This is a genomic window from Rhodoferax mekongensis (assembly GCF_032191775.1).
Classification (GTDB): domain Bacteria; phylum Pseudomonadota; class Gammaproteobacteria; order Burkholderiales; family Burkholderiaceae_C; genus Allorhodoferax; species Allorhodoferax mekongensis.
In genome coordinates this window covers 213,365-225,924 of the sequence record NZ_CP132507.1, presented here as the reverse complement: position 1 = coordinate 225,924, position 12,560 = coordinate 213,365, and the positions used below count along the sequence as shown (strand labels likewise).

Here is a 12,560-nt window from a genome sequence, read left to right as displayed (position 1 = left end):
ACGCAAAAGGCCAGTGTACGGTAGACACTTGTAACCGTCTGGCGCCCAAACCCAGCGAAAATGCCGGCATGAAACTCGCAACCTATCAGGACGGTTCCCGTGATGGCCAGCTGGTCGTCGTCTCCCGGGATCTGAGCCAGGCGCATTACGCCACCCACATAGCCAACCGCCTGCAACAGGTGCTGGACGACTGGAACTACCTTTCCCCCGCGCTGCAAGACATCTACCACCAGCTCAACCAGGGTAGGGCGCGACATGCATTTCCGTTTGACCCTGCGCAATGCATGGCACCTTTGCCGCGTGCTTACCAGTGGCTAGACGGCTCGGCCTACCTCAATCATGTGGAGCTGGTGCGTCAGGCACGGGGTGCTGACATGCCCGAGAGTGCCCAGACCGACCCCTTGATGTACCAGGGTGGCAGCGACGACCTCGCCGGGCCTCATGCAGAGATCGTTTGCGCCAGCGAGTCATGGGGCGTGGACTTCGAAGCTGAGTTGGCAGTGATCACAGGCGACGTACCCATGGGTTGCGCGTCGGACCGCGCGCTGGACGCTGTGCGCCTGCTGGCCTTGGTCAACGACGTGACCCTGCGTAATCTGGTGCCGGATGAACTGGCCAAGGGTTTCGGCTTTGTAAAAAGCAAACCTGCCACCGCGTTTGCCCCGGTGGTCGTCACACCCGATGAGCTGGGCGAGGCTTGGGCACGTGGCCGGGTGCACCTGCCGGTGCAATGCGTCTGGAACGGTCGCAAGGTCGGCATGTGCGAGGCCGGAAGCGACATGCACTTTCACTTCGGTCAATTGATTGCCCATGCGGCCAAAACCCGCCGTTTGCGGGCAGGCACCATTGTCGGTTCCGGCACCGTCAGCAACAAAGGCGTGGCCCGCAAGAACCGCACGGAATGGCCCCATGGCTACAGCTGCATTGCGGAAAAGCGCGCGATGGAAACCCTGCAGGATGGCCAGCCCAGCACTGAGTACATGAAGTTCGGTGACACCATCCGCATCGAAGTCAAAGGCCGGGACGGAGGCAGCGTGTTCGGCGCTATCCATCAGGAAGTGGTGCCTCTGGACGTGCGGTCCCGCGGTACCGCGGCCCCATCCGTTCCCGAGGCCGGTCCGGCCCAAGACGTGACCCCTTAATTTGCCCATGGCGCCCGTATTGATTGCGCGAGCAGCTCTACTTTTAATAGCAAATCATGTCTGATTCCTCTTTTGAACTGCAAAGCGAGCACGCTTGCTTTGGTGGTGTGCAACGGTTTTACAAACACATGTCCGAGGAAATCGGCCTGCCCATGCGGTTCGGGGTGTTTCTGCCGCCGCAAGCGTCCGTAGGCCCGGTGCCTGCGCTGGTGTACCTGGCCGGCCTGACCTGTACCGAAGAAACCTTTGCCTTCAAGGCGAGTGCCCAGCGCTTGGCTGCCGAGCTGGGGCTGGCGCTCATCACCCCGGACACCAGCCCGCGTGGTGCGGGGCTGGTGGGCGAGGCGGACCATTGGGACTTCGGAGTGGGCGCCGGCTTTTACCTTGACGCCACGCGAGCGCCCTGGAGCGGGCACTGGTGCATGGAGAGCTACCTGATCAAAGAGTTGCTGCCGCACATTGCGCGCGACCTGCCCGTGGATGCGGCCCGGCTGGGGCTGTTCGGCCACTCCATGGGCGGGCATGGCGCATTGACGCTGGCCCAGCGGCACCCCGGTGTGTTTCAGACCCTGTCTGCCTTTGCCCCCATTTGTGCGCCTACCCAGTGCCCTTGGGGCAAAAAAGCGTTCACCGGCTATTTCGGTCAGGACGAGAGCCTGTGGGCGGCTCATGACGCAGTGGCCTTGATGGAGGCGCAAACCAGTGCGCCATTCCCTGGCGGCATTCTGGTGGACCAGGGGCTGGCGGACAAGTTTTTGGAGGAGCAGTTGCACCCGCACCTGCTGGAAGCGGCCTGCGCCAAGGCCGGGCAGCCGCTCACGTTACGGCGCCATGCGGGCTACGACCATGGCTACTATTTCATCAGCACCTTCATGGACGACCACCTGCGCCATCATGCGCGGGGACTCGGGCTGACGAGTTAAGCGGCAGCGTCAGGTGGCAGCCGCCACCTGCTGCACAAAAGTCTTGATGCCGCGCAGCATCATCTCAATGGCCACAGACACCAGCACCAAGCCCATCAACCGCTCGGCAGCGACCACCAGACGGTCGCCGATGATGCGCTGAATCCGCTCTGCCGACACCAGCACGACGGCGCTGACCAGCATGGTGACGCACAGCGCGCCTATCCACTCCATGCGGCGGTCCGGTTGCTGGGATACCAGCAGCAGCACGGTCGCCAGCGCAGAGGGGCCCGCCACCGCTGGAATGGCAAGGGGGACAATCAGCGGTTCGGTCTTGATCTCTGTCTCTGCGGTGGCGGCCGGCGGGAACACCATGCGCAGGGCAATCAAAAACAGGATCACGCCGCCGCCGATCTGCAAGGACAGTTCGCTCAGGTTCATGACCCGCAAAAAGCTCTCGCCCACAAACATGAAGGTGAGGAGCAGCGTGAATGCGATCAGAATTTCCCGCAGGATTACCTTGGGCCGGCGCTCAGGTGCTACATGCTTGAGCGCGTTGGCAAAAATCGGGATGTTGCCGACCGGGTCGGTAATCAGGATCAGCAGGATGGTCGCAGAGGCGAAGGTGTAATTCATCATGGCGCGTAACGCCGGTGTTGGCGGCGTGTTCGGGAGAGAGCGGCAGAGAATACCAGCCCGCTGACCCGGCATGCATGGACCTCAGGCGTCTTCCAGCGCGCTTTGGCAGTCCATGCAGCGCTCAGCGTCCGGGGTGGCGCGCAGCCGGTCTTCAGGGATGGTGGTGCCGCAGGCCACGAAATGGCCGTAAGTGCCGGTCTCCACGCGCTGCAGCGCGGCATCGATGCGACGCAGTTCGGCCGTTTCGTGCTCGTCCAGTGCCAGCTCCAAGTCGCGCTCGGTGTTGGCCTGGGCGGGCGTATCTTCGTGCCCGCTGAAATGCGCCGCCGAGGCCAAAGCCCGGCTGGGTTCGCCTCCGCGCAGTTGGTTCAGGCGGGCGCGCAAGGCATCGCGTTGCTGGAGCAGTTGTTTCTGGTAGCTGTGAAGGTCGGGGTGTGTCATGGTGTTTCCTGTGGTTTGCACCTGTCATGTTCTACCTTCGGGATACAAAAGCTTTGATGCGGGTCAAGTTCCGGGCGATGACCGGGGGCGCGCTCGTCGGCTCGTCCATAATCGCCCTCCATGGCCTCCCTCCAATCCCTGCGCGAAGCACGCTCCATCGTCCGTTGGATGCTGGTGTTGTTTGCTTTGTCCATCGGGGTAGCGGTGGCGGCCCCTGCGGTTAACCCGCAGGCATTGACGCTGATTTGCACGACCGCAGGCAAGGTCACATTCGTCGCCGAATCGGTCGGCGGCAACGCAGACAGCGCACCCTCGGGCATGCAGACCCACGCGCTGGACTGCGTCTTGTGCCTGCCCGCCGGCGCACTGCCGGTGGCTATGGCGGCGCTGCATGCCGGCCCGGCAGCGCGTAGCCCGCAACCGGCAGCGCTGCCCGAGCGTGTTCCGGTCCGCTTCGCCAACGCAGCATCTGCCCGCGGCCCGCCTGCGCAAGTCTGAGCGCCGCTGACAGCGCTTGGCGCTGGCTGTGCGGTCGCGTCAGTTTTTTCTTCTTTTCCGGATTTTGTATTTCTGCTCTGGTGCGCCTGTACGTAGCGGCCGGGCGATTGTTTTGAGGTTGTCATGAATCGTTTTGCTATGCAATTGATAGCTGTTTGCGCAATTTCCATGAGCGCTAGCGCCGCTTTTTCTCATGTAACGCTGGAGGACCAGGCTGCGGCAGCAGGTGCCGGCTATCGGGGGGTACTGCGCGTGGGCCATGGCTGTGCCGGCGCGCCCACCACATCCATCACGGTCACCATCCCTGCGGGATTTAACGGCGCGCAGCCCTTGGTGAAAGCCGGTTGGACGGTGAGCACCAAGGTCGGCAAGCTGGACCAACCCTATGAAATGCACGGCACCAAGTACACCGAAGGCGTGCAGGAAATCACCTGGACTGCTAAGGGCGCTGAGAACGCATTGCCTGACGCATTTGCCGATGAATTCGTGTTCCGCGGCACCACGCCCAAAATGCCCGGTACCCTGTGGTTCAAGGTCGTGCAAGCTTGCGACAAAGGCACTAACGCCTGGGTCGAGATTCCTGCTGCCGGGCAGGATGCCCACAGCCTGAAGTCTCCCGCCGCCCGTTTGGATGTGCTGGACGTTCAGGCCTCCGGCGGTCACGCCCATTGATTTTTTACGAGGAGTTTTTATGACTTTTTCCCGTTCGACCTTGTCGGCCGCCTTGGCTGCCGGACTCTCTGTGATGGCCTCGGGCGCTTGGGCCCAAGCCGTGGATGTACAAAACGCCTGGGCCCGCGCCACCGTGCAGGGCCAAAAGGCGACTGGTGCCTTCATGACGCTGAAAGCGTCGACGGACGCCAAACTGGTGAGCGTGAGCTCGCCCGTGGCGGGGGTTGCCGAGGTGCACGAGATGAAGATGGAAGGCGATGTCATGAAAATGCGCGCCTTCGCCGCGGGTCTGGACTTGCCGGCGGGCAAGTCCGTTGAGCTCAAGCCCGGCGGGTACCACATCATGCTGATGGACCTGAAATTGCCTCTGCAAAAAGACACCACCATTCCGCTCACCCTGACGTTCAAAGACGCCAAGGGCGTGGAGACCAAGAAAGAGCTCAAGGTAGCGGTGTCTCAGACAGCACCTGCTGGTTCGGCTCCTGCAGCTTCGCACGGCGAGCACAAGCATTAAGCCGTAAAACCTGCGCAAACACGCTGCTCAGCCGCCGCAGCTTGGAGTAAGCTGTGCGCAGGGCCCTTTGTGCAAGCCTTTAGGAGCATTTATGAGCGATTCAGACACCTCCGGTTTCGGCAAATTCGTTCCCGGGTTTGACTTTCTGCAGAACCTGGCCAAGGGCGCCAGCACCAGCATCCCCCAGATGCCTAACTTGGGCAACTGGGTGGCGCCCACCTTGAATGTGGAAGAGCTGGACAAGCGGATTGAAGAGCTCAAAAACGTGCACTTCTGGCTGGAGCAAAACTCCCGCGCGCTAGGCGCCACCATCCAGGCGCTGGAGGTCCAGAAAATGACGCTGGCCACCCTGAAGGGCATGAATTTCAACATCGGTGACATGGCCAACGCGATCAAGCTCAAAGCCGCGGATTCGGTCTACAGCGGCGTGCAAAAAGCCACCGAAAAAGCCGCGGCGACGGCCAAGACCATCAGTGATGTTGCCACCGGCAAGTCAGACGACAAGGCTGCCAAAACCACGGCGACCCCATCGCTGGTGGACCCGCTGCAGCTCTGGGGTTCGCTCACTCAGCAGTTCCAGAACATTGCTGCCAGCGCCTTGAAAGAAGCCACCAGCAAGACGGCCGCCGACATCACCAAAAACATGGCCACCGGTCTGGCCAAAGACGCCATCAAGACGGCCAAGGCGGCAACCAAAAAGGCAGTGGCCAAGCGGGCGGCGCCCCGCAAAGCGCCTGCCAAGAAATCAACCGGCCGTTAGCGCCCAACCCCTTTCCGGACGGCATTTTCGCCACCTCTCATGCGAATGTTTCCTTATGCCCATGCCACGCATCCGCAGTGGCAGATGGCTGCTGCTTTGGTGCTCGCGCAGCTGCGGGCTCAAATGGCCTTGGCTGACTATGCGGCCAACCCGACGCTGGCATTGCTGTATGTCACGGACCATTACGCCGCGCATGCCAAAGACATCCTGGAGCACCTGAGTGGCGAGCTGCCCTTGGTTACCGATTGGTCCGGCACCGTGGGGGTGGGAATTGCGAGCAACAACGTGGAATATTTCGACGAGCCCGCCATGGCCGTGATGCTGATGGATGTGCCGTCTGACCAGTACCGGGTGTTTTCAGGGGTAGCGCCTTTGGGCCTGGGCTTTGAGGCCCACACAGCACTGGTGCATGCCGATGGCAGCACGATTGAGTTGGCAGAGCTGGTCCGCGAGATGGCCGGGCGCACCAGTGCAGGCTACCTGTTCGGGGGGCTCACCAGCAGTCGTGGCGACAGCGTGCAGTTTGCCGTGGCGGCAGACGGCAACCTGAGTGGGCATGGGTCCGCTAGCGGCGTGTTTTCGGGTGGCTTGAGCGGGGTTGCTTTCTCGGAAGACGTGGCTTTGGTGTCGCGTGTCACACAAGGTTGCAGCCCGGTATCCAAGGCGCGCACGGTGACCGATGCTGACCACAACGTGGTGGTAACGCTGGACGGAGAGCCTGCGCTGGACGTCATGCTGCGCGACCTCCAAATTTCGCTTGACCAGCCCCAGGAGGCTCTGGAGGTGGTTCGTGCCACCTTGGTGGCATTGGCGGAGCCTGCGCAGGACAAAGCCCCGGGCATGGTGCGCAACACCGGGAATCTGGGCAGCGAGGTGACGGTGCGCCACATCATCGGGCTGGACCCGGGGCGCCGCGGTATTGCCGTGGCCGAGGTGGTGGAGCCCGGTGCGCAGTTGGCCCTCTGCAAGCGCAACCGGGAGGCTGCCAGAGCCGATCTGGTGCGCATTTGTGCCGAAATCCGCGAAGAACTGGAGCCCCAGGAGCTGAGCCTTGAATTGGCGGTCGCCCTGCAGCCCGATGAGGCTCAGGCTGCCCCGCACCCCGCTCGGCGCATTGCCGGCGCGGTGTATGTGAGCTGCTCGGGCCGTGGTGGCCCTCACTTTGGCAGCGCAAGTGCCGAAATGCAGATAGTGCGCCGCGCTTTGGGCGATGTGCCGCTGGTCGGGTTTTTTGCCGCCGGGGAGATTGCGGCCGACCACGTCTATGGGTATACGGGTGTTTTAACTGTTTTTACTGAATAACATAAAAAATCATTATTCGGGTTATATTTGGCCTTTATGGCTGGCCGACTTGGAGACACGCATGGGTAACTTGAAAATCAGCACTCGCCTGTACGCAGGCTTCTCCTTACTGATCGCTGTCATGGTGGGGATCGTGTCGGTGGCATTCGTGGAAATGAATTCTTTACGTGCAGCCTCCAACGAGATTGCAACAAATGCTTTGCCGAGTGTGCAGGAAACAAACAGGCTCAATACGCTGATTTCTGATTTCCGTATTCTCGAAATGCAACATGCGCTGTCGATTGAGGAGGGTGCCAAGCAAGATTTGGAAAAGCGGCTGGACAAGACCCAGGAAGCCATCAAGGAAGCGAGAGCGCGTTACGAGCCTCTGATCAGCAGCCCCGAAGAGCGGGCAGGGTACGAGGAGTTCAACAAATACCGCAAGCTCTACCTCGACTTGCACAAAGACATCAAGGACTATTCGCGCCGTAATGACGCTGTTGGCGCTGCCATGCTCCTGGAATCCGAATCCAAGGCCATGTTTGAGCGCTCGGGCGCGGCACTTGAAAAGCTGATTGACATGAACCGAAAAGGTGCCGATGAGTCTGCAGCTCAAGCGGAGCGGGCGTATCACACTGGGCGCAATGTGTTGCTGGGCTCTTTGGTCGCGGCTGTGCTGCTCGCGGTATTCGCTGCTACTTACATCACCCGCTCCATCACCAAACCTCTGGACGACGCATTGACAGTGGCTACCAGTGTGGCGGCAGGTGATTTGACAGGCCGCATTGAAAGCCAGAGCAACGATGAGGTGGGCAAGCTCTTGCAGGCCATGCGGGGCATGCAGGAGAGCTTGGTCCGGGTCGTATCGCAAGTGCGAAACGGGTCTGACAGTGTGTCCAACGCCAGCGCTGAAATTGCCCAGGGCAACAATGACCTGAGTGCCCGCACCGAACAACAAGCCAGCGCTCTGGAAGAAACCGCGGCCAGCATGGAAGAGCTGAACTCCGCCGTGAAGCAGAACGCGGACAACGCCCGCCAAGCCAACCAATTGGCCATGAATGCCTCCACGGTCGCGGTGCAGGGCGGCGAAGTGGTGGGTGAAGTGGTAAACACCATGAAAGGCATCAACGAGGCGAGCCGCAAGATCAGCGACATCATCAGCGTGATCGATGGCATCGCCTTCCAAACCAATATTCTGGCCTTGAATGCAGCGGTGGAAGCCGCACGTGCCGGGGAGCAGGGCCGTGGCTTTGCGGTGGTAGCCACTGAGGTCCGCTCACTCGCAGGCCGCAGCGCTGAAGCTGCCAAAGAAATCAAGAGCCTGATCAACGCCAGCGTAGAGCGCGTGGAGCAGGGCACTGCTTTGGTCGACAAGGCCGGTGAAACCATGACCGAAGTGGTCAGCAGCATCCGCCGGGTGACTGACATCATGGGCGAAATCAGCGCGGCCAGCAACGAGCAAAGTGCCGGTGTGGCGCAGGTGGGTGAGGCGGTCGCCTCTATGGACCAGACCACCCAGCAAAACGCTGCTCTGGTGGAAGAAATGGCCGCCGCAGCCAGCAGCCTGAAGAGCCAGGCCCAAGACCTGGTGCAAGTGGTGTCGGTCTTCAAACTCACGGCCGGTCAGGAGCCCAGCAAGGCGGCTGCACCCGTCCTGACAGCGTCGGTGCCCAAAGCCATCAGCAAGCCTGCGGCCGCCCCGGCTGCAAAGCCTGCCGCTTCATTACCTCCGGCCACCAAAGCGCCGGCTCCGTCCCCTGCCTCCAAGGTGGCCTCGCTTCCCAAGCCGGCACCGCGGGTAACGCCAGCAGGCGGGGACGATGACTGGGAAACCTTTTGACGCCAGACCCGGTTCAGTTCTTGTGGGTTTGGTCGAAATTACGTAAATTGATATCGTTTTTCATACAAATGCGCGTTGGAAGCGTTAGCCACCGAGGAAACACATGAACCTGAACCGTCTGGGCATTCGCGCACGCATCACCTTGGGCCTGGCCATCATTCTGGCGCTGGCCATTCTGAGCGCGGCCAACTCGCTCTACCGCAATGTGTCGGTGAAGTTTGAGTCGGGCGAAGTAGCCACCTCCTGGATTCCGGCCATTGAGAACCTCGGCAATATGAAGGGCTACGTGGCAGACCACTACCTGCTGGTCAGCGACCGTGTGGGTGGGCGTGATCTGGAAGACGCAGCCGCCTTCAAAAAGCGCTTGAAAGAGAACGGCGAAGCTTTGACCAAGGCCACCGAGGTGTATGCCGCGACTCTGCTTACGTACGAGGCTGGAGACCCTCAGGCGGATGCGGAAAAAGCGCTTTTTGCGGACTACCAGGCCAAGCGTGACACGTATTTCAAGGTGGTCAGCGTGGGACTGGATGCGGTGGAGGGTGCTGGCGGCGCGGAAGAAATGCTGACTTTGGCGCGCAAAGACTTTGCCGAAAAAGCACCAGCGGCATTCCATCAGGCCTACGCGGCGATGGAGAAAATCCTCAAGTTCAACCTGGACGGCACCGCCAATGCGGCCCTCAAGGTGAAAGATACAGTGGCATCGGCAGAGCGCGCGATGTTGGGCGCCCTGTTGGTTATTGTGGTCGTGGGCTTGGCGCTCATTTGGATTATTCCCACCAGCGTGATCCAGCCGGTACGTCAGGCCATGGAACTCGCCGGCCGCATTGCCGATGGCGACTTGAGCGGCCAGGTGTTGACCAAAGGCTCGGACGAGCTGGGGCGGTTGTTGAGCAGTCTGGAGCAAATGCAGTCCAAGCTGGCTCATGTGGTGTCCCGCGTTCGGGAAGGCTCCGAATCCGTCGCCACCGCCAGCGCCGAAATCGCCCAAGGCAACAACGACCTCTCCGCCCGCACCGAACAACAAGCCAGCGCTCTGGAAGAAACCGCAGCGTCCATGGAAGAACTCGGCTCCACCGTCAAACAAAACGCCGACTCCGCCCGCCAGGCCAATCAGCTGGCCATGAATGCCTCTACCGTGGCTATTCAAGGTGGAGAAGTCGTCGGCCAGGTCGTGGAGACCATGAAAGGCATCAATGAGTCCAGCCGAAGAATTGCAGACATCATCAGCGTCATTGACGGCATTGCCTTCCAGACCAACATCCTGGCCCTGAATGCAGCCGTAGAAGCCGCTAGAGCAGGAGAACAAGGCCGGGGCTTTGCCGTGGTGGCATCCGAAGTCCGTAGCTTGGCAGGACGCAGTGCCGAAGCCGCCAAAGAAATCAAAACCCTGATCAACGCCAGCGTAGAGCGGGTAGAGCAAGGCAGTAGTCTGGTAGACAAAGCTGGTGAAACCATGACCGAAGTGGTCAGCAGCATCCGGCGGGTGACAGACATCATGGGAGAAATCAGTGCCGCCAGCTCAGAACAGAGTGCCGGAGTCTCTCAGGTTGGAGAAGCAGTCACCCAGATGGACCAGGCTACCCAGCAGAACGCCGCCCTGGTGGAAGAGATGGCAGCGGCTGCCAGCAGCCTGAAGAGTCAGGCCCATGATCTGGTGCAGGTGGTGGCAACCTTCAAGCTGTGAGCAGAATCAGGCTCCAATCGGGCTCTGGCGCGCGTTTAGTATGCGCGAGCAGCTACGAAATAAATAGCAAAATAAAACGGGGCCTGATGGCCCCGTTTTATTTTCTGCAAGCGTTCGGGCGCTACTTACACCCCGCGTGCCCGGTCGGCGTGGAACTGCTGCACGAATGCGCCAAAGCGGCCTGCGTCCAGCGCGTCGCGCACTTCCTGCATCAGGTTCAGGTAGTAGTGCAGGTTGTGCACGCTGGCCAGCATGGGGCCCAGCATTTCGCCGCAGCGGTCCAAGTGGTGCAGGTAGGCTCTGGAGAAGCCTTCGCGTCCGCCGTTGGCCCATGACAGCCCTGACGAACCGGCACAGGCGTAGCAGGTGCAGGTCACGTCCAGTGGCTGCTCGTCGCTCTTGTGGCGGGCGTTGCGGATCTTCAGGTCGCCATAGCGGCTGAACAGGGTGCCGTTGCGCGCGTTACGGGTGGGCATCACGCAGTCGAACATGTCGATGCCGTTTTGGACGCCGGCAATCAGGTCTTCTGGCGTGCCCACGCCCATCAGGTAGTGGGGCTTGTGCTTGGGCAGCTTGGGGCCGATGTGCTTCAGGACGCGCATCATGTCGTCCTTGGGCTCGCCCACCGACAGGCCACCCACGGCAATGCCGGGGAAGTCCAGCGCTTCCAGTCCCGCCAGCGATTCGTCACGCAGGTGCTCAAACATGCCACCCTGCACGATGCCGAAGAGCGCGTTGGGGTTGTTCAGCCGGGCGAACTCGTCCTGGCAGCGCTTGGCCCACCTCAAACTCAACTCCATGGAGCTGCGGGCCTCGCGCTCGGTGGTGATCTGGCCTTTGGTTTTGGGCTCCACCGACAAATAGGGCGTGCACTCGTCGAACTGCATCACGATGTCGGAGTTCAGCGTGGTCTGGATCTGCATGCTGATCTCGGGCGTCAGGAACAGCTTGTCGCCGTTCACAGGAGAAGCGAACTTCACGCCTTCTTCGGAAATCTTGCGCATTTCACCGAGGCTCCAGACCTGAAAGCCGCCGCTGTCGGTGAGGATGGGCTTGTCCCATTTTTCGAACTGGTGGAGGCCGCCGAACTTTTGCACCACGTCCAGGCCGGGACGCATCCACAGATGGAAGGTGTTGCCCAGAATGATCTGGGCATTCATGTCATGCAGGCTGCGCGGCATCACGCCCTTGACGGTGCCGTAGGTGCCCACGGGCATGAAGATGGGGGTTTCGACCACGCCGTGGTTCAGCGTGAGGCGCCCGCGGCGGGCGTGACTGCCCAGGTAGCTGCCATCGGCACTGGCGGGGTCGTTTGTAAGCAAATCAAATTTCAGCATAGGTATATTGTCGGTGAAGCGCTCCGCAGAGAGCCAAGTCCACGTTGGAGAACTCTCATATGTCCTGGTTCCAGTCCGTCGCAGTCCGCAGTTTTCTAATTGCGTTTGTCGCCACCCATATCCCTTTGCTGTGTCTGATTGCGCTGGTAACGCTGAAGCCTGCGTGGCTGACCCCTGTGGGCGTGTTGGCGGCCACGCTGGTCGCCACCCTGCTCGCTACTACTTTGGTGCTGCTGGTGCTGTGGCGCATGTTCCGACCTTTGCGCGATGCGGCGGACGGGCTGCAAGCCCTGATGACTAAAGGTATCCCTCTGCGCTTGCGTGCAGGGGGTGAAGATGAGATCGCTCGCCTCGTACGGGTCTTGACACAAGCGCTGGCACACATGGACCGGAGCCGTTTACCCTTGTTGCAGTCAGGCGCCAACCAGTTGGAAACCCGTGCCGCCGCATTGCGGCACCGGGGCGGTGAGTGATTGCAGCAACTGGTGCTGCTGGAGATCGACGGGTGGGCAGACATCTGCGCTGAAGCCGACCTTGAATATCTGGAGGAGCTGCAAATGGCCCTGGCGGAACACCTGCATGGCGTGCTAGAAAAAGCGGAGCTCTTGATGCCGTGGGGCCAGGGGCGGGTGCTGCTTGCATTGGCTCCGGTGTACGGCAACGCCTACGAAAGGGTAACTGCCATGTGCCAGCCCTTTGTGATGCCCGGCGAATTTCGAAGATTTCACTGCAGCGCGGTAATCGAATCCCGCTCCGGCACTAGCGTTGGCTCGGCCAGCGCCCTGCAGCGCTTGGAGCAAAAGCTCTTCGGCTTGCGGCAGCAGGGGCTGGTGCGGCAGGTGGTCTAGCT

At 61.0% G+C, this 12,560-nt stretch carries 14 protein-coding genes; 11 read left to right on the top strand and 3 right to left on the bottom strand.

What is annotated here, in order from left to right:
• The first annotated feature begins 68 nt into the window (after positions 1–68).
• A complete protein-coding gene (locus RAN89_RS01045) occupies positions 69–1,142 on the top strand; it encodes a fumarylacetoacetate hydrolase family protein (protein WP_313867851.1) in 1,074 nt (357 codons plus the stop codon).
• Positions 1,143–1,198: 56 nt separating this feature from the next.
• Complete coding sequence (gene fghA, locus RAN89_RS01040; protein ID WP_313867850.1) at positions 1,199–2,065, top strand: S-formylglutathione hydrolase; 867 nt, start codon at positions 1,199–1,201, stop codon at positions 2,063–2,065.
• A 9-nt stretch (positions 2,066–2,074) separates the two neighbouring features.
• Here the strand turns inward: fghA and RAN89_RS01035 are convergent, their stop codons facing one another.
• Together RAN89_RS01035 and RAN89_RS01030 are read right to left on the bottom strand one after the other, a co-directional pair.
• On the bottom strand, positions 2,075–2,680 hold the full coding sequence (locus tag RAN89_RS01035) for a MarC family protein (protein ID WP_087497284.1): 606 nt from the start codon (positions 2,678–2,680) through the stop codon (positions 2,075–2,077).
• 84 nt (positions 2,681–2,764) lie between these two features.
• The gene (locus RAN89_RS01030; RefSeq protein WP_313867849.1) at positions 2,765–3,124 is read right to left on the bottom strand and encodes a TraR/DksA family transcriptional regulator; all 360 of its coding nucleotides are present in this window, start codon (positions 3,122–3,124) and stop codon (positions 2,765–2,767) included.
• 120 nt (positions 3,125–3,244) lie between these two features.
• On the opposite strand from RAN89_RS01030, the gene RAN89_RS01025 reads away from it, so the two are divergent.
• The 7 genes from RAN89_RS01025 to RAN89_RS00995 all read left to right on the top strand — a co-directional run bounded on the left by RAN89_RS01025 (position 3,245) and on the right by RAN89_RS00995 (position 10,373).
• Complete coding sequence (locus RAN89_RS01025; protein ID WP_313867848.1) at positions 3,245–3,622, top strand: DUF2946 family protein; 378 nt, start codon at positions 3,245–3,247, stop codon at positions 3,620–3,622.
• Between the two features lie 168 nt (positions 3,623–3,790).
• Positions 3,791–4,294 (top strand): YcnI family copper-binding membrane protein, encoded by a 504-nt coding sequence (locus RAN89_RS01020; RefSeq protein WP_313867847.1) that lies wholly within the window; start codon positions 3,791–3,793, stop codon positions 4,292–4,294.
• A 19-nt stretch (positions 4,295–4,313) separates the two neighbouring features.
• A complete protein-coding gene (locus tag RAN89_RS01015; protein WP_313867846.1) occupies positions 4,314–4,808 on the top strand; it encodes a copper chaperone PCu(A)C in 495 nt (164 codons plus the stop codon).
• A 91-nt stretch (positions 4,809–4,899) separates the two neighbouring features.
• Positions 4,900–5,568, top strand: a complete 669-nt coding sequence (locus RAN89_RS01010) for a PhaM family polyhydroxyalkanoate granule multifunctional regulatory protein (protein WP_313867845.1) — start codon at positions 4,900–4,902, stop codon at positions 5,566–5,568.
• 39 nt (positions 5,569–5,607) lie between these two features.
• A complete protein-coding gene (locus RAN89_RS01005; protein WP_313867844.1) occupies positions 5,608–6,870 on the top strand; it encodes an FIST signal transduction protein in 1,263 nt (420 codons plus the stop codon).
• A gap of 61 nt (positions 6,871–6,931) precedes the next feature.
• Positions 6,932–8,689 carry a methyl-accepting chemotaxis protein gene (locus tag RAN89_RS01000; RefSeq protein ID WP_313867843.1) on the top strand — a complete coding sequence of 586 codons (1,758 nt, stop codon included), beginning with the start codon at positions 6,932–6,934 and terminating at the stop codon, positions 8,687–8,689.
• 103 nt (positions 8,690–8,792) lie between these two features.
• The gene (locus RAN89_RS00995; RefSeq protein WP_313867842.1) at positions 8,793–10,373 is read left to right on the top strand and encodes a methyl-accepting chemotaxis protein; all 1,581 of its coding nucleotides are present in this window, start codon (positions 8,793–8,795) and stop codon (positions 10,371–10,373) included.
• Between the two features lie 125 nt (positions 10,374–10,498).
• Here RAN89_RS00995 and tgt read toward each other — a convergent pair whose 3' ends face one another.
• The gene (gene tgt / locus RAN89_RS00990; RefSeq protein WP_313867841.1) at positions 10,499–11,710 is read right to left on the bottom strand and encodes a tRNA guanosine(34) transglycosylase Tgt; all 1,212 of its coding nucleotides are present in this window, start codon (positions 11,708–11,710) and stop codon (positions 10,499–10,501) included.
• A gap of 59 nt (positions 11,711–11,769) precedes the next feature.
• Between tgt and RAN89_RS00985 the strand changes: the two genes are divergently transcribed.
• Both RAN89_RS00985 and RAN89_RS00980 read left to right on the top strand, forming a co-directional pair.
• Positions 11,770–12,183 (top strand): hypothetical protein, encoded by a 414-nt coding sequence (locus RAN89_RS00985; RefSeq protein ID WP_313867840.1) that lies wholly within the window; start codon positions 11,770–11,772, stop codon positions 12,181–12,183.
• Entirely contained in the window at positions 12,184–12,558 is a 375-nt protein-coding gene (locus tag RAN89_RS00980) for a hypothetical protein (protein WP_313867839.1), read from the top strand. It begins immediately after the preceding gene.
• Positions 12,559–12,560: the final 2 nt, after the last annotated feature.